A 17,730-nucleotide genomic window follows, 5' to 3' on the forward strand; every position below is an offset into this window, starting at 1 on the left:
GTAATTTTCGTACACAAAGACAGAGACAAGGACACTCTCTGACTTCAACTATACCGATAACTGACAGCTGAATTTTTACGCATATCATCTAATAACAAGTTGCTTTGTATCATAATCTTTTGTTGGTACATCTGCTGTTTAATTGCTTCTATATCCGCTGCATTACTCTTGATATCACACAACATCATTAACTTTGCAGTGCCATTTTCTCTTAATTCTACTATTTCATTCACACTTGTTTTACTAAATAAAATCTGTAAATCAGGATTTAAATCTCGCATTTTTATTTCAAACTCTTTTGCGTTTGGCAACTTAAAATCATCTACTAATTTGTCAAAATTTAAACAATTGACCTTTTGCTCTTGAAAATTATCCAATAAACTTTCTGAACCCTCAACCACAATCTGTTTTAATTTTAAAGTGCTTTCCAGCAGTGCATAATTAAGTTGTACCTTGTCTATGACTTTTATAATAGAGTAACCTTCACTGAAACTGAATGGACCTGCTATATCGCCGGTTTCTAGTCTTTCTAAAACGCTCTTAAGTTTATCTTTGAGCTGACTTAAATTAACTGTTGCTTTACGCATCTTTATTGGAGATTCCGGGTTATTACTATTACGTAATTTTTTTACTAAATCTTCAGCTATGCCATAAACATCCTTGTCTTTTTGATCAGGAATTATAAACTCTTGGAACGTGATAAGATAATCCGGCTTTTCTGTTTGCCTTTTTACATCATCTACTTCTTTATCGCTTATATCAATAAATGGCACAATTCTTACTTCAATAATTTTGCTCCATAGTAACTGACATTTTATTTGTTTTCTTAAAATACTAAGATCTATATTATGCTTTTTTATGTATTGATCAACTTCATTAGCCTTAAGTTTAAAACTTTGGGTTAAAAATAATATGATAGCATTATCTAACTCCTCGTTGCTCAATTTTATATTCAGCCTCTGCGCTTCATTGATAATGATAATTTCGTCTATTAGCTCCCTAAGAATTTGAGGTTTTGCTTCTTTTTGATTAACACTTTGGGTGCCAAACAATGAATTTATAAAGTTGATGCGTTTTTCGATATCTAAATTTGAAATTGGCTCACCATTTACATCTGCAACAATTTCAATCTCGGTTGCAAGCAACCTAAGTGGCAACACTATCAACAGTAAAATTAGTATTTTATGCATATAAGTAAGGTTAATAACCAATTCTATAATAAATAATGCTAGCCAACTTTTTAGTAGTGATCTCAGTGACAATGGAAATGAAAACCATTGCAACAAAATCAGGTACGCTGGTAAACAGGCTAAAAATATGCCAACATAGCGAATTTAAACCGTGCTAAAACAGTATACGGAAGGAGAGGGATTCGAACCCTCGATACGACTTTTCAATCGTATAACGGTTTAGCAAACCGCCGCCTTCAGCCGCTCGGCCACCCTTCCAAATTTAGAACCTAAAGATTATATAATACCAAGACCTCTACCGCCTGTCTAATGCTTTTAATTGCAACATTAAAAACAACAACATTTTTCAAACAGTGTAATTTTTAGATCTTGGCTAAATCAACACAAACTAATTTCTGCTTTTTTCAATGATTTTCTTTGCTTCTTCTATACCAACCCATTCTCCAACTGCTACCGTTTTTCCCTTTTCTAGATCTTTATAATGAGAAAAGAAATGAGCAATTTTATCTAGTAGGTTTTGAGATAAGTCAGAATAGTCCTTTATATTGTCATAATAGCTATCAACACTGGAAACAGGCACAGCTAATATCTTTTCATCTTCTCCTTTTTCATCTTTAGTGAGTAATGCGCCTATTGGACGCACCGATATTAAAACACTAGATGCTAAGGGAAATTGAGTTAGCACCAAAACATCCACAGGATCACCATCACCTGCGCAGGTATTTGGTATAAACCCATAATTGCAAGGATAAGTCATTGAGGTAGACAAAAATCTGTCAACTTGTAACAACCCAAGCTCTTTATTAAATTCATACTTTACAGGCTCAGCATTTGCACTTATTTCAATTACCACATTCACCGCATTTGGTCCCGCTGTTATTTTACTTAAATCCATAAATCACCTCTTAACTTAAGAATAAGCATTATACAATATGTGCTTTTAAGTTGCTACATTTATGTAGTTCTAAGCTTGTTTTGCATGGGGCTGTTCTAAATTTTCATTCGTCATTCCATTGACTGTTGAAAGTGGTGGTTCCTGTGATAATTGAAATAAAGCATATACTATTACAATAGTAAGCACCGCACCAACTATCAGGTTAGTAAGGTTATCTTGTGGCAAAACATTTTTTATTGAGTTGAGCAATTTTTGCTCCATAAGGAAATAATCAGCAACATATAACCCAACAGATAATACAAACATACCCAAAATAAGTTTACAGACTGTGTTTTTATGATTTTTCTTGCTGACAATGAAATTTGGCCTACATTTATTCTCTTCTTGCGGCATTGAGTAGTATATATTTTTAGGGCTCGTTACTAATTGTTCAAATTCATCACTATTTTGGTTTTTTAACAGTTGCTCTAGGGTGTTTTTTGTATTTATAGGATATATTAATCCATCCATTTTTAATTCTTTCTCTTGTCGATCCACATTCTCATGGTTGATTGTATATTTATCTCTACTTGATAACTCGATCATGTGTAATGTCCTAGCTAAGAGGGTTATATAGCTCTCTATTAACTGATTCTCACATATCTCTAGTACTTCTCTTCTTACTGTTTTGTTAGATGGTGAAAGTTCTTTATAGTGACTACCCAAAGACAAGAACAATGCTACATCTTTATCTACCTTTATATCTTGATGAATAGAATAGTAACAGTCGATAACAAATTTATTAAAAAAAAATTTTTTATCAGATTTTTCATTTAATAATTTTTTAACGTCAGTAAGCACTTTATTTTCAAAATCTTCTTCTGTTTTAAATATTGGTTCTCTCTTTGGACTTGCTAAGATGTTAAGTAAATCTAATTTACTTCCATCTACTTCTACTACTTCATTTATATCTCTATTTAACTCAGACCCTTTAATAACTTCATATATTTTATCTATGACATCTTTAGTATTCAGGTTATTGTTTTCACTAAGTATCTTATAAGCTTGAGCATAAATTAAAAACAGCCCTTGTAGACTAAACTTTAAGTTAAAATATTCATCTAATGGCTCCCCCTCTTTTTTAATGAATGCAGACAAACCAAAATGATTTCTGCGGTCCATACTACGATCTAAGTCAGCATGTTGAAAGCCACCTAAAAAAATAAACAAAGTCTCTAATAAATTACCCTTACCAACAATTTTTATTAGTTCTTCAACTTCCTTAACCATTGCTGAAACCTGTAGTATAATAATTACCCTTATAGTATAAAGGATATAGGGTAAAATAGCAATAAATATTATTGTACGTTTACATTCTGCATAAAAAAATTAAGCCACCCAGTTAAGAGCATATCCATCCTCCACCGATAACTTGTTCACCTTTATATGCCACACAGGCTTGACCTGGACTGATGCCAAAGTAATCGTCGTTTAAAATGACACAGGCTTTATTTTTTTCGTCAGTTGAATGTATTGTTGCTAAACTTCCCGCATGTGATGATCTCAGCTTCACAGTTACTTCCATACCTTCCTTTGGTTGTTCTAACCAATTTAACTCCTTGATCAATATTTTTTTTTGCATTAATGCGTTGATCGGACCTACTATAACCTCATTATTTTCTGTATTAATTTTTATCACATAAAGAGGTTCATTGTGTGCGATACCCAAGCCCTTTCTTTGCCCCACTGTAAAATTTACTATGCCACTGTGCTCGCCTAGCACTTTTCCATTAACATCTACTATTTTACCTTTCTGTACAGATTGTGGAGCTAATTTAGCTATTGTTTTACTATAGCTTTCGGAAACAAAGCATATATCTTGACTGTCCGGCTTTTCAGAAATTTGTAAGCTGAAATACTTTGCTAATTTTCTTATATCACTTTTATAGAACCCACCTAGTGGAAATCGCAAAAGCTTCAACTGCTCCTTTGTTGTAGCAAATAGAAAATAGCTTTGATCTTTACTTTTATCAATGCTTCTGCACAACTTTACCTCACCATTTTTTTCTAATCTTCTCACGTAATGTCCTGTTACAAGCACATCCGCACCAAGATTTTTTGTAACTTGCAATAGATCACGAAATTTTACCGTTTGGTTACATCTTACGCATGGTATGGGAGTTTCCCCACGCATATAGGTACTTGCAAAATCCTCTATTACTTCCTTTTTGAATATTTCCTCGTAGTTTAAAATATAGTGAGGAAAGCCAACACTTTCAGCCACGCGCTTAGCGTCGTAAATATCCTGTCCAGCACAACATGCACCTTTTCTTGCGTTAGCATTACCGTCGGTGCCATAGAGTTGAAGAGTCACACCTATCACCTGGTACCCAAAGTTATATAGCAGTGCTGCAGCAACGGAGCTATCAACTCCCCCGGACATTGCAACAATAGCCTTGGTCTGGTGCGGAGCTCTATCTTTTAGCAGAGGTTCAATTTTAAATTCTTTTAGCATAATCGCCTTAATTTATAAACGCAAATCTTGTGTCATTCCAACATACAACTGTGCAAAAGTTTTGATTTGGGGGCAATTTACATAGTAGATGATGTCATGAAAGTAGCTGACACTGGAATCTAGTGTCTATTTATGCAAATTCATTAAAACAGCATATTTATTTGTAATCAAGTTTCCTGGATCCCAGTGTCAGCTACTCGGATGACACCCTTTCCTGCTGGAAGTTGCCTTCAAATTACTTGGTGCGTGACACTGGGATCTCATTTATATTACATAATTCCATCAAAACAATTCGATAAACTACCTTCAAAAACAATTTAATCTTGCTTGAATAAAACATGGCCAAAATAATCCATGTTTTCAAGCACTTTTCCACTACCCAAGGCAACACAACAAAGTGGGTCATCTGCAACACGAACTGGTAATTTTGTTGTTTCACTGATAACTTTGCCCAAGTTAGGCAATAATCCACCACCACCGGATAAAATTATTCCTCTATCGACTATATCAGAAGAAAGTTCAGGTGGAGTGCTCTCCAGTGCAGTCCTAATAGCAGAAATTATCTGATGTACAGGCTCTATTAAACTTTCTGCAACTTGATATTCTGATAAAAGCATTTCTTTTGGCATGCCACTCACTAAATCCCTGCCTTTAATTATCATTCCCTCTTTGTTATTTTCACCTGGCAGACTGGCTGAACCTACGTTTTTCTTAATTTTTTCAGCAGTTGTTTCACCGATTAATAACTTATGATTTTCACGAATATACGATTTTATTGCTTCATCCATAATATCGCCACCTACTCTGGCAGAACGTGAATAAACAATTCCGCCTAAAGAAATAATTGCAACTTCAGTTGTACCGCCTCCTATATCAACGATCATAGAACCCTCAGGTTCAGTAACTGGGAGCCCAGCTCCGATTGCTGCAGCCATTGGTTCTTCAATCAAAAATACTTCATTTGCACCAGCACTTTCTGCTGCATCTTGTATAGCACGCCTTTCAACTGGCGTGGATCCAGATGGAACGCATATGATAATATTAGGTTTATTAACAGTGAATTTTGTGTTTGCACTGCGTATGAAATATTTTAGCATTTCTTCCGCACTTTTAAAATCAGCAATAACTCCATCCTTTAAGGGCCTTATCGCCTCTATTTCTCCAGGCGTTTTTCCAAGCATCATTTTAGCTTTTTTACCAAAAGCATAAGGAACGTAGCTTCCTTTTTCTTTTACTCTTGCTACAACTGAAGGCTCATCAAGCACTATTCCCTGATTTTTCTGATAAACTAAAGTGTTTGCAGTACCAAGGTCTATGGCAATATCGCTAGCAAACAAACCTTTGAAAGTAAAAAGGCTATAAAACTTTCCGGTTAACTTTCGAACAAAATTCATATATAACTCAAGAAAACCATTTATTGAGACAAATTATACTTTTCAGATAGGTAGTAAGTAACACACTCAACGTCTAAACCCTTGCCTGTTACTTTTTTTAGCAGTTCCAGGCCACACTTTGCACTGTATATATTTTGAGATAACCAACTGATAAGTAAACTAAAATCTCTTTTTATTATAGCACTTAATGATTCGTAATGATTCTTTTTAACGAAAGAGAAAATCTGCACAGCAGCAATTAAAGCAATAATTTTTATAGGAAAGTAGCCCATAACACCGCTTGCCCAATATTCATCTTGAAAATAAGTGTCCAGCTCATTTTTAGCTTTTACTGGAATTTTATAGTGCTTCATACCTTCCAGCCACGCATCGTGCAGATCCTTAACTTCCAGTGTACCATTTATTATATCCTGTTCTAACCTAGTTCTCAACATAATATGAGCTAACAGACTAAATTCATCTGCGTTCTTTAAAGAAGAGGAAAGGTTTATTTCATTGAAAACCAAGTGCAAATTTTCAACACTGCTATTAGTTTTGCCTTTTATAGCAAATTTCTCTTTTATGTGTGGTTGAATGAACTCAATAAATTCTCTGGATGTTCCAATCATCCTTTCCATGAATAACCCTTGAGTTTCATACATAACATGTCTCGTAATTGGGCTACTTATAGAATTTTGCGCTAAACATTTTTGATAAATCGCATAACCACTATGCCGTAAAAGTGAAAATAAACCATAACAAAAATTAGATTCATCATAATCTATAGGGTAGTAATAAGAAGTACGAATCTCATTTAGTGCAATACCCATTTGCTGTAAACATAACGAGCCAAGTTCAATCTGCTTCTGAGTAGCAACTCTTTGTATATTAGTAACCTTATCCTTTTTCTGCTTTTCAATTATTTCATCCACATTTTCGCTAAAAAATTTGCCTACCTTGGGGAATACTTCCCTTATATTCTTTTCTGTGATATCAGAGTCATAGTCAGCAAGCAGTGAGTCGTATTTTGAGCATTTTAATTGCTGCGATTTTATAGAAGCTACTTCGCGAATGAGTGTGATTAAATCAGTAAAACGTTCTTTTAGTTTTTCTAAGTTACTGGTTTCAGAATGAGATAGCTTCCATAAATTTTGGCATTCAACCTTAGCTTTGGATAAAGACTTTACTAAATCAATAGGAACAGCACTGTTGCTTTTATGTATTCTCTCTATTAACTTTAGCTGCTGAGTATTTGCACTTTTTTTGTTACCAAGAGCATCTGCTAATGATTCCTTTATTGCATCATGAGAGATAATTTCATGTCTGATTTCTTCTAGAAGACTCATTTGTTCAACTTTGTCCTCTATATTCAATTGGCTTTGGTTTAGTACTTTTAGCGTATTTTCGATATTCTTTACCCTATATAATACTTCCTCTAAAAACTTATAAGATTTCATAATTTGTTCATTGTTTTAGAAAACATCTCTTTAATATCGTAATAGATTAATAATAAAGTTAAAAGTATATTTGCTTAAAGTACAATAAAAAATTGTACTTTTTATTCCTTTATTGGATTTTTCTACTCAGAGTCCAGCATATTATAAGAAAATTAATTGTAAGGGTGTAGAAAAAGTATTTAGTATTTTATTTCTCTTGACTATATTACAATATGGAGAGATTATTAGCTACTGAAATTAAAGTTACGCACTATTTTAAAATTTATGGAGGTTTAATAATGTGGAGTAGACTGGTTATAATGTGCTGTTTTTGTTTGCTACTTACTGGTGTAAGTTCTTGCCCAAAAAAAGGAGCAAATACAACAAATAAAATGAATTCTGTTGTTAAGCAGATAGGTGATAAAAGAGTTTTCTTTGGTTATGATGAATCTAGTATTACTGAAGTAAGCGCAGATGCATTACTTGACGTAATGGAGGTGTTACAAGATAACCCTGACGCGAAGGTTACTTTAACTGGTCATACTGACAACCGTGGTTCTCATGAATATAATCTTGCGCTAGGCGCTAGAAGGGCAGATGCAGCTAAAAAATTTATGGTTAGTTGTGCACCCTGCATAGAAAACAGAATAAAAACTGCTTCTAAGGGTGAAACTGAGCCTTTGGTTAATGTAAAAGATGATTCTAGAAATTCTAAATATGAAAAAGAGCATGCTAAAAATCGTAGAGTGGAATTTTCATTTTCTGGAATAAAGAAATAGTTTCTTGCATTAAAACCTGGATCCCAGTGTCAAGCACTGGGATGACAAAAGAGAGCAATTCCGCTGCTTGTTAGTGGGATCTATATATACCACAAATAAGTCGCTGTATGACGTAGAGACTATCTTGCCATCAAGAAACATAATGAAATTAGAGTTATTATTTCAAAATATAGCTAATAGCTTTGCTTTCTATAACCAAATCGCAGTTGCAGTATCAGGTGGTGTAGATAGTATAGTCTTACTGCACTTAATGACTAACTGGGCAAAAAAAAACAAGCTTTCACTTCCTATAGCATTAACAGTAAATCATGGGTTACGTTCAGAGTCTCAAAAAGAAGCTGATTTTGTTACAAGTTATGCAAAAGAACTTGGAGCAAAGGAATCGTTCATATTAAATTGGGAGAAGCAAAATATTAAAGGTAATATTCAATTACAGGCACGAAAAGCACGATATAAGTTACTAGCAGAGTGTTGTAAAAACAATAATGTTAAATGTTTGCTCGTTGCTCATCACAAAGATGATCAAGCAGAAACGTTCTTATTAAGATTGGAGCGAGGTAGTGGCGTAGATGGATTATCATCAATGGATTACAAATCTTTCTTAAATGGTATTTATATATTTAGGCCATTGTTAAATTTTAGTCGTAGTGAAATAGAAAAGTACGCTAAGCTTCACCGGTTAAAATGGATCGAAGATAGAAGCAACTATAACTTAAAATACAGGCGAACTTTATACCGTAGCTTACTTAAAGCAAGTGACAATCAAGAGATTTTAACAGAGCGAATATGCCTCACAGCCCTTCATATGAAAAGAGCTGCAAAAGCGTTGATGCACTACACACGCCTTGCATTTAATGACTGTGTTAATGTTCATGATCTTGGTTATATTGAAATTAAACTAAGTGAATTTTATCAATTGCCAGAGGAAATAGCATTGAGGCTTCTTCTTTACTCTATAATGGCAATTGCCAGTAAACATTATAAACCAAGGTACAATAGCCTTATTGCGATATTTAATAAAATATTGCAAAAGGATAGTAATGTTAACTGTACACTTTCTGGGTGCAAAATAAGAAAATATGGAGAAAATATCTTAATAATTAGAGAATCGTCAAAGATACAAGAAATTACCGTAAACCTACCTTTAAATGAACCTACTCAATGGGATAACAGATTTAGCTGCACAATACTCGGAAATCAAGAGTGTTCAGTTATCATCGCTCCATTAAAAAAAACACAAAAAGTTCCTGAATTTCTGAAGGATTACAACTGCTGCCCTGAAGTCTTTTATTCTTTGCCTACAGTACAAAAAGATGGAAAGGTGCTTGCTTATCCTGATGTAAATTATAACGAAAAAAATACCAATGACGATAAGGTTCAATGCATTATTAATAGCACGATAAAACAAAATTTGGTAAGCTTGATTAGTACTTAGTTAGAAATAGAAATGAAAAAATTTTTAGAAGGCTTATTGATCTGGTTAGTAATTATTGTTCTTATTTCAGTTGTTTATATTCAGTTCAGCGGAAATGTAGGTAGAAGTAAAACAACCATACCTTTTTCGGAATTTTTAACTAGACTAGAAGACAATGATGTAGAAAATATTGTCATAAAAAACCAGAGCATTGAGGGCAAGTTTAGGGATGGTTCAAGTTTCAACTCAAGCGGTGTTATATATAGCGACCTAATAAAAAATTTACATGATAGAAAAGTGAGATTCTCCTTTTCAACTGGAGATTCTGCCATGAGCGTAATTGGTGGATTACTTATCTCATGGGTCCCAACATTTATCTTTATTGGCTTTTTGCTATTCTTTCTTAAACAAACACAAGCGGGGGGCAACAGAACTATAAGCTTTGGCAAGTCAAGGGCTAGACTCATGACTAGTGGGAAAAAAGTAACATTTGATGATGTTGCCGGAATTGATGAAGCAAAAGAAGAGCTAGTAGAAATCGTTGATTTCCTTAAACAAAGGCAAAAATTTCAAATATTAGGTGGAAAAATACCAAAAGGGTGCCTTTTAATTGGCTCTCCTGGAACTGGTAAAACTTTACTTGCTCGTGCAATTGCAGGAGAAGCTAATGTGCCATTCTTTAGCATTTCTGGATCTGATTTTGTTGAGATGTTTGTTGGTGTTGGTGCGAGCCGTGTTCGTGATATGTTTGATCAAGGCAAGAAAAATGCTCCTTGTATAATTTTTATAGATGAGATAGATGCGGTGGGTAGACATCGTGGCATTGGTCTTGGTGGTGGTAATGACGAAAGAGAACAAACATTAAATCAGTTATTAGTTGAGATGGATGGCTTTGAGTCTAATGAGGGCGTAATAATAATTGCTGCGACTAACCGTCCGGATGTCTTAGATCCAGCACTGCTTAGGCCTGGTCGTTTTGACCGGCAGATTACTATTTCTTTACCCGATATAAATGGGCGCGAGAAAATATTAAATACGCATATAAAGAAAATATCAATGGCCCCTGATGTAAATGTGAAAACAGTTGCAAGAGGAACACCTGGTTTTTCAGGGGCTGATTTAGCAAATTTAGTGAACGAATCTGCGCTTATTGCTGCAAGAAGAAACAAGAAGATTGTTACCATGGATGATTTCGAATATGCACGTGATAAAGTGATGATGGGTGTGGAAAGGCGATCTCTCATTATGACAGAAGAGGAAAAGAGACTGACTGCATACCATGAAGCTGGCCATGCGATGATTGCTGTTAATATGCCTGCTTCTGATCCTATACACAAAGCAACAATTATTCCACGCGGTAGGGCACTCGGTTTAGTTATGAGACTACCAGAAACAGATAGAGTGTCCCTCACAAGAGAAAAGATTCTAGCAGATATAACTGTTGGAATGGGTGGACGTGTGGCAGAAGAGCTAATTTTTGGCTATGATAAAGTCACAAGCGGCGCATCTTCAGATATAAAACTAGCATCAGATTTATCACGTTCTATGGTAACAAAATGGGGAATGAGCGACAAAATAGGTCCGATCTATCACAATCGCGAACAAACTATGCATGGTTCTGAGATAATTTCTGAAGATACATTAAAACTTATAGATGAAGAAGTGAAGAAAGTTGTGTCTTCTTGCTATGAAAAAGCGAAAGACATTTTGACCAAGCATAAAAAAGGCTTAGATCTCATTGCCGAAAATCTACTGGAGTTTGAAACTTTAACAGGAGATGAAATAAAGGACATATTAAGCGGAAAAAAAATTGTTAGAGAGGAAAATGAGAAGAATGAGAAAATAAAAAAATCCTCTCTCTATTAGATCTGACCCTAGCTTAAAATGCTAATCAGCTAACGCTGCAATAAAACATTCAGAATTGTAACTGTCAATATAAATTGTATTAGAATATTCATAATGTTGCATTTTCATCACGATAATGCTATCATTCAGTTAGTATTACTGTTTAATGAGGTATGAGTAATGGTTGACGTAGCTTCTATTGGTGTAAATGCAGTCATTGATCATAAGTATAAAAAAAGAGCGCAATTAACTTTATTAGGGCTATTTCTTGTTGTATCAGCAGCAACTGCTGTCTGGTTTATCTTTCCTGTATCACAAAATGTACTAGTGCCATTTTTGCTCCCAGCCGTATTCTTGTTCTTTACTCTATCTATGGGTTATTACATGTTCATATTTAGTTGTGAAAAAAAATCTTTGGTAAAGAATGTTCTTGGTATGGTTGAACCAGCTGAATCAGTAAAGAGAGTGTATTGCCAAGAAAATATTAAATCCTTATTAGCAGAAGTGAGAAGTACTACGAGAGATAGGTTTTGCAACGCGCTTGTTAATCTTTGTTTTGAAGATCGTATTAAAGCACACGAACTTGCATTATCTGTGAAAGAAATTGACGATATTGTGTCTTCAATAAAAAATAAAGACCTCTTAGACCATTTTGATCAATTTTTTACTATTACTGAAGTAAGTAATAAAAAAAATAGAAGTGAATTAATGGATTCCGCAAGAGCATATAAGATAATAAGTGAAGAAGATCCAAACGAAATACAGAATTTTTTAGCTACTCAAACAAAAAGTTATTCATGTGAAATAACGTTATCTAAAATTAATAATTTTCTATCACAAGTTAAAGGGGCGGTTTAAATTAGTAGAGGTTAAATAAATATAGTTAAGTCTTTGCAATAGTGATTTTATCAATAATCTTAGTGTGTACTTGATTATCATTTTTTGTTTCAATTTCAGTGATGACATGGCACCTAACGGGCTCTTTTATGGCGATTTCTTTAAACCCTTTTCCAACTTTATTATAAAAATTAACATCCATTTCTTCATATTTATTCTTGTCTTTCGCTCTACTTAACCCAACTTTAACATCAATATCTAGAATAAATGTAATATCTGGATATCTAACTCCAGCCAACCTGTGCAAATCTTCTATTAGTTTTAAATCAACTCCAAACCCATATCCTTGGTATGCAATGGTTGAATCAATAAACCGATCACAAATCACTATTTTCCCTTCTGCAAGAGCTGGTAATATTAATTTTTTCATATGTTCGTGCCTCATCGAGATAAGTAGCAAGAGTTCAGAAATAGGATCAATATTATTTGTTAACAACACTCCTCTTATCTTTTCTGCAAAATCAGTGCCACCTGGTTCTCGAGTCGACACTACATTATTTTCGCCGTGAATTTGCTTAAAATGATTTGCAAGTAGCTTAGATTGTGTTGTTTTACCAGAGCCGTCTATTCCTTCGAAAGTTATGAACATAAGTTTTATAATTATAATACTAAAAAAGAATATGCAAACAGTATACATAGAAACCGTTTGACATTTAAATAATAAGACCGTAAATTACATATGGTATAATAATAGTCTATGGTTGCTCTGAATACTCCTAAAGTCGATTTTAGTTTTACTGCAAAAGATTTTAATCTTTTGGGAGTAGACAATAAATACTATACATTAAGTGACTGTTGTGGAAAAAATGGTCTTATTGTAATGTTTATATGCAATCACTGTCCTTACGTTCAGTCAATTATTAGCAATCTGGTAAGCGATGTTAATCAATTGAAAAAAGATTATCAGGTAAACACCGTTGCAATAATGTCAAATGATGTAAATGAATATCCAGAAGATTCCTTTGAAAATATGATTAATTTTGCCAAGGAAAATAAGTTTACATTTCCATATTTAATTGATAGTACACAGAAAATAGCTAAAGAATACGGGGCTGTTTGCACTCCTGACTTTTTTGGCTTTAATTCCAATTTAAACCTTTGCTATCGTGGACGTTTTAATGACACAAAAAAAGAAAAGGTTCAAAGCTATGAAGTAGGAAGTAGTGACTTATTTCAAGCTATGAAATTTATTGCAGAAACTGGTAATTCTCCAATTGACCAAAAATCAAGTATTGGCTGCTCAATTAAATGGTCTAATTCTACAGGTTAAATATCATGCACAGTGGCTCTCAGCATTTGTTTGATATTATAATTTTACTTTCTGCTGCTGTGTTTATAGTCATAGCGTTCTGGAAAATGAATATTAGTCCAGTGCTCGGTTACTTCGTTGCAGGTGCAGTTATTGGTTCTCATGGATTTAATCTGATACACTCAGCTGAAGCAATGGATAATCTTGCAGAATTTGGTGTAGTTTTCCTATTATTCATTATAGGCCTTGAATTGACATTTGAACGCCTGATCGCTATGCGTATTCATGTATTTGGGTTCGGTTCTCTTCAAGTTATAGTTACCATGGTAGCAATATGGTGCATCGCTCTTGCTTTCGGAGTGAATACGAATATAGCAACAGTTATTGGTGGTGGGCTTGCGCTATCCTCAACAGCAATAGTGTTGCAGGTTCTGCAAGAAAAAGGTTCTCAAGCAAGTCAGGTTGGTAGGTTGTCAATAGCAGTACTATTAATGCAAGATTTTGCAGTGGTACCATTAATAGTATTGGTACCTTTACTTGCTGGCAATTCTGAGCACAGCCTGATAAGCTCATTGGCAGGTTCATTGGTGCAAGCAGCTATTGCATTAGTGCTGATATTTATAACTGGTAGATTATTGCTTAGACCTTTATTTTCGGTTATTGCTAAAATGGAAAGTAATGAGGTCTTTATATCAACAACGCTTTTAATAGTATTAGGAGCAGCATTTATTACTGAGCAATTCCATTTATCGTTGGCATTAGGTGCATTTGTCGCTGGATTGTTAGTTGCAGAAACAGAATACAGACACTCAGTAGAACACGCAGTATTGCCATTTAAAGATTTGTTTCTTGGCTTATTTTTCATGACTGTTGGTATGTCTATCAATACCGAACTTTTACTCAATAAGTTACCACTAATTACTTTATTATCGATTATCCTTATCGTTTTAAAAACATCTATCATATATATATTGTGTAGATTTTTTGGGTTTAAGAGTGCACCTGCTATACAAGCTGGGTTACTGCTTTCACAAGGCGGTGAATTTGCGTTTATTTTATTTCGCTTAGCAAATGAACTAAATGTGCTACCAAGTGAAATCGCTCAAGTACTTATGATGGTAACTACAGTAACCATGGCTTTCACTCCTCTTTTATCGGGGCTTGGAGATTGGATAGCAAACTCATTTAGCACTGAGAAAATAATATTAGATGATGAAGCTGTTGAAACAGATACACAAGATCTTTATAACCATGTAATAGTTGCTGGATTTGGTAGAGTGGGATATATGGTAACAAAAATGCTTACTGCAGAGCATTTAAGTTACGTTGTTGTAGATATTCAATCAAAAATAGTCAAAGAAGGAAAAAGTGATAGTTTTCCTATATATCTTGGAGATGTTACAAGATGTGAAATTTTAAAATCAGTAGGAATAGAAAGAGCTCAAGCTCTCGTTATTTCAATAAAGAATGAAGTTACTATAAAAAAAGTTGTTTCCTTAGTTGCTGCAAATTTTCCGCATGTAAATATTGTAATACGCTTACCAGATCTGAGTAATGTGGAGGTTTATAGAGATCTAGGAGCTAGTAAAATTATTCCTGAAACATCTGAGATAGGATTGCAGCTAGGTGGAGCTGCACTGAGCCTCAGTGGTATTAGCGAAAGTGGAGTTACGTCTTTAAAAAGTAGATTTAGAAAAGGCAATTACAGTATGTTAAAAGACCTTGGTAGTGATAAAGATGAATAACTACTTTTCTAATTTTATGTACAGAAAGCTTCAAGCTTTATTGAGGTTTTGCCTATAGTAAATTACGCACATAATCAACCAAGTTAAGGAAAGTGCAAACCAAGTGATTGCATATTCCAAATGCTTCATTGGCTGTATAGCTACTTTGCTGCCAAAATTGTTCGGCCACAATACACACTTCTCTAGCTTAATACCTAACTCATTGGAAATTTCCTCTGTACTCAGGGTAAACCATGTATTCGAAGCAGTATCGTTCTTGATAAACCAATTTTTGCTTTTATTGCTATCGCAATATAAAGTTCCATCTGCAACTACTTTTTCAATTTTTACTTTTTTCTCCTTTTTTTCTCTGACTATTCCTTTATTCACCAACATGTAACGTCCAGTGGTGAGCAACATAGGAGACAGCACGTGATAGCCGTGTTGCCCTGCAAAAACATATAGTTCTATGTCACTTAGAATCCCATCGATCTTGACATGCCTATAGTTAAATTTTTCAAGGTCGTTATTGGGCAATAGATGAACAACTGGAAGACTCATACTTTTAATAATATTATTCTTCCAGTTCAATCTGAATACTTGCCATAATCCTAATAAAAAAAGAAGCAAGCAAGGTATAATTAAAATAAATACTGTTTTTTTTAACACTCTATATTTGTGTTCTTAAATAGTTTTCAACACCCATTAGTTCAATAAGGTCTATCTGTTTCTCAATCCAATGGAAATGCTCTTCTTCATTCTTTAACATCTCTTCTAATAACATTACACTAACAAAATCTTTTTCTTTCTCAGCGATAGAAATTGTTTCTTTGATATCCTTAATACCTTTTCCCTCTAATTTTAAATTAGCCTCTAAGATTTTCTGTATTGTGTCTTTTGCAAACTTTCCATCATACTTTGATATTTCATTTGTATCTTGAAAATTTGGTACGCCTTTAAGCAATAAAATCCTTTCTGCCAACTTGTTTGCATGTTCAAGTTCTTCGTTAAGCTCATTTTTTACCTTTTCTGCAAGTCTATTAATTCCATTGTTTTTGAGAACCGCAAAATGCAAAAGATACTGGCGTACAGAAGTCAGCTCATTGTTCAATAATTTATTCAAACATTTTACTATCTCTTCATTCATAATCTTCCCTTAGTTCAATTTATCAGCATAATTTATATGATAACGATGATTATAGCAACTCATTTAATAGTTCCTTTGATAACAACCGTATTAAATAGCATGTCGTGGTATGTCTGTTTCTTTTTAGAAAAACAAGCAACTAGATACCAGCAGAGAGTGAGCAGCATTATAATTACTTTCAATGCACTCAAGACATTCACTAATACCTCCTGATCTTGCAAAAATTCAGTAAGGACAACTACTACACTATTTAACAAAGGAAGAAAAAACTGGGAAGTGCTTCTGTCAAACGCTAAATTCAAGTCTATTTTAGAATTATCTAAATTGATAGTACATATATTCATTAACTGTTGACCTGGAGTTGCTTGGGCCTTTGAAGATATAAAATATGTGAAGTAACTACAATTTACACACATGTATGATAGATGTAAGATCAACGGAGAATCCTCTAATAGCAGTATAATTAATAAAGTTGGAATTAATAAAATTGCTACATCTATTAAATATGCGCAAAAGCGTCTTATTATACTGGCAATCTCTGTAACAGCGGTCATTACCTATCTTCCAAATATTTTACTATGAAATCTGTAAGCTTATCAAAATGTTGAAAACATAACAAATCTTCATAACCGCTTATTGATTGACCGTATATAATAGGTAAACAATTGGCATTTTGTGCACACAGAACATCTGTGATGCTATCACCAACGAAAAACACATTTTCTCTATTTATAGGCAACGTACTCTCTTCTAGTGCAAATAGCAGTGGGGTTGCAGATGGTTTATCTTCCGCGGTATCGCATGACCCAACCACTCTTTCAAAGTAAGAATCCAGTTTAAAATAGGTAACTTCTTCACGTAAATTAGTATTTTTCTTATTACTTACTATTGCTAGATAAATATTGTGGCTTTTCAGTGTCTGCAACATTTTCTCTACTCCTTGATTCAGAGCAATGTTTTGCAATAGTGCATCATCTAAATATTGTTGATATATCTGATTTGCTTTTTTCCACTGATCACCAAATAAATTGACCATATAGCTCTTTCTCGACTCATGGGAATTTCTATCAGCAGCTTTATTACTATACCCCATTGAGTTTATGGTATGCTTAATAGCATTAAAAATGTTATCTTGAGTGTCAACTAAGGTATTATCCCAATCGAATACTACTGCTAATGGGCTATCTTTCATCTCTTATATAATTATATATTTTAACTTAAGTAAGTAAATAGCATTTTAATAAAAAAAATATAAATAGGACGCTCTTGATAAACACTCTTTACCAC

The 17,730-nt window shown here is 33.9% G+C and carries 17 protein-coding genes and 1 tRNA gene; 6 read left to right on the forward strand and 12 right to left on the reverse strand.

Going from position 1 to position 17,730, the window contains the following annotated elements:
* Positions 1–44: 44 nt before the first annotated feature.
* The 7 genes from WKH12_RS04725 to WKH12_RS04755 all read right to left on the reverse strand — a co-directional run bounded on the left by WKH12_RS04725 (position 45) and on the right by WKH12_RS04755 (position 7,409).
* Positions 45–1,190: a SurA N-terminal domain-containing protein gene (locus WKH12_RS04725; protein WP_434732130.1), complete on the reverse strand. Its 1,146-nt coding sequence runs from the start codon at positions 1,188–1,190 to the stop codon at positions 45–47.
* A 167-nt stretch (positions 1,191–1,357) separates the two neighbouring features.
* A tRNA-Ser gene (locus WKH12_RS04730) sits at positions 1,358–1,448 on the reverse strand.
* Between the two features lie 130 nt (positions 1,449–1,578).
* Positions 1,579–2,085 carry an inorganic diphosphatase gene (gene ppa / locus WKH12_RS04735; protein ID WP_434732131.1) on the reverse strand — a complete coding sequence of 169 codons (507 nt, stop codon included), beginning with the start codon at positions 2,083–2,085 and terminating at the stop codon, positions 1,579–1,581.
* A 69-nt stretch (positions 2,086–2,154) separates the two neighbouring features.
* Complete coding sequence (locus WKH12_RS04740; protein WP_434732132.1) at positions 2,155–3,354, reverse strand: WD1261 family protein; 1,200 nt, start codon at positions 3,352–3,354, stop codon at positions 2,155–2,157.
* A 112-nt stretch (positions 3,355–3,466) separates the two neighbouring features.
* Positions 3,467–4,579 (reverse strand): tRNA 2-thiouridine(34) synthase MnmA, encoded by a 1,113-nt coding sequence (gene mnmA, locus WKH12_RS04745; protein ID WP_253309830.1) that lies wholly within the window; start codon positions 4,577–4,579, stop codon positions 3,467–3,469.
* 317 nt (positions 4,580–4,896) lie between these two features.
* Complete coding sequence (locus WKH12_RS04750) at positions 4,897–5,973, reverse strand: rod shape-determining protein (RefSeq protein WP_434732133.1); 1,077 nt, start codon at positions 5,971–5,973, stop codon at positions 4,897–4,899.
* A 20-nt stretch (positions 5,974–5,993) separates the two neighbouring features.
* Positions 5,994–7,409, reverse strand: a complete 1,416-nt coding sequence (locus WKH12_RS04755; RefSeq protein WP_434732134.1) for a gluzincin family metallopeptidase — start codon at positions 7,407–7,409, stop codon at positions 5,994–5,996.
* A gap of 278 nt (positions 7,410–7,687) precedes the next feature.
* On the opposite strand from WKH12_RS04755, the gene WKH12_RS04760 reads away from it, so the two are divergent.
* The 4 genes from WKH12_RS04760 to WKH12_RS04775 all read left to right on the forward strand — a co-directional run bounded on the left by WKH12_RS04760 (position 7,688) and on the right by WKH12_RS04775 (position 12,284).
* Positions 7,688–8,167, forward strand: a complete 480-nt coding sequence (locus tag WKH12_RS04760; RefSeq protein ID WP_434732135.1) for an OmpA family protein — start codon at positions 7,688–7,690, stop codon at positions 8,165–8,167.
* Between the two features lie 142 nt (positions 8,168–8,309).
* Entirely contained in the window at positions 8,310–9,602 is a 1,293-nt protein-coding gene (gene tilS, locus WKH12_RS04765; protein WP_434732136.1) for a tRNA lysidine(34) synthetase TilS, read from the forward strand.
* A 12-nt stretch (positions 9,603–9,614) separates the two neighbouring features.
* A complete protein-coding gene (gene ftsH / locus WKH12_RS04770) occupies positions 9,615–11,447 on the forward strand; it encodes an ATP-dependent zinc metalloprotease FtsH (RefSeq protein WP_434732137.1) in 1,833 nt (610 codons plus the stop codon).
* Positions 11,448–11,606: 159 nt separating this feature from the next.
* The gene (locus tag WKH12_RS04775; protein WP_434732138.1) at positions 11,607–12,284 is read left to right on the forward strand and encodes a hypothetical protein; all 678 of its coding nucleotides are present in this window, start codon (positions 11,607–11,609) and stop codon (positions 12,282–12,284) included.
* 25 nt (positions 12,285–12,309) lie between these two features.
* Here the strand turns inward: WKH12_RS04775 and tmk are convergent, their stop codons facing one another.
* Positions 12,310–12,912 carry a dTMP kinase gene (gene tmk / locus WKH12_RS04780; protein WP_253302246.1) on the reverse strand — a complete coding sequence of 201 codons (603 nt, stop codon included), beginning with the start codon at positions 12,910–12,912 and terminating at the stop codon, positions 12,310–12,312.
* Between the two features lie 108 nt (positions 12,913–13,020).
* Here tmk and WKH12_RS04785 point away from each other — a divergent pair, with 108 nt between their 5' ends.
* Positions 13,021–13,593, forward strand: coding sequence for a thioredoxin family protein (locus WKH12_RS04785; RefSeq protein ID WP_434732139.1), 573 nt, complete (start codon positions 13,021–13,023; stop codon positions 13,591–13,593).
* A 5-nt stretch (positions 13,594–13,598) separates the two neighbouring features.
* Positions 13,599–15,317 (forward strand): monovalent cation:proton antiporter-2 (CPA2) family protein, encoded by a 1,719-nt coding sequence (locus WKH12_RS04790; RefSeq protein WP_264688048.1) that lies wholly within the window; start codon positions 13,599–13,601, stop codon positions 15,315–15,317.
* Between the two features lie 30 nt (positions 15,318–15,347).
* Here the strand turns inward: WKH12_RS04790 and WKH12_RS04795 are convergent, their stop codons facing one another.
* The 4 genes from WKH12_RS04795 to WKH12_RS04810 are packed head-to-tail and all read right to left on the reverse strand — an operon-like array spanning position 15,348 to position 17,635.
* Positions 15,348–15,965: an SURF1 family protein gene (locus WKH12_RS04795; RefSeq protein WP_253309892.1), complete on the reverse strand. Its 618-nt coding sequence runs from the start codon at positions 15,963–15,965 to the stop codon at positions 15,348–15,350.
* 1 nt (position 15,966) lies between these two features.
* On the reverse strand, positions 15,967–16,443 hold the full coding sequence (bfr, locus tag WKH12_RS04800) for a bacterioferritin (RefSeq protein ID WP_434732140.1): 477 nt from the start codon (positions 16,441–16,443) through the stop codon (positions 15,967–15,969).
* Between the two features lie 59 nt (positions 16,444–16,502).
* On the reverse strand, positions 16,503–16,997 hold the full coding sequence (locus WKH12_RS04805) for an RDD family protein (RefSeq protein ID WP_264736268.1): 495 nt from the start codon (positions 16,995–16,997) through the stop codon (positions 16,503–16,505).
* Positions 16,997–17,635 (reverse strand): HAD family hydrolase, encoded by a 639-nt coding sequence (locus WKH12_RS04810; RefSeq protein ID WP_434732141.1) that lies wholly within the window; start codon positions 17,633–17,635, stop codon positions 16,997–16,999. The genes WKH12_RS04805 and WKH12_RS04810 overlap by 1 nt, the downstream gene beginning before the upstream one ends.
* Positions 17,636–17,730: the final 95 nt, after the last annotated feature.

Source organism: Wolbachia endosymbiont of Zygogramma bicolorata, from assembly GCF_051130665.1.
Classification (GTDB): domain Bacteria; phylum Pseudomonadota; class Alphaproteobacteria; order Rickettsiales; family Anaplasmataceae; genus Wolbachia.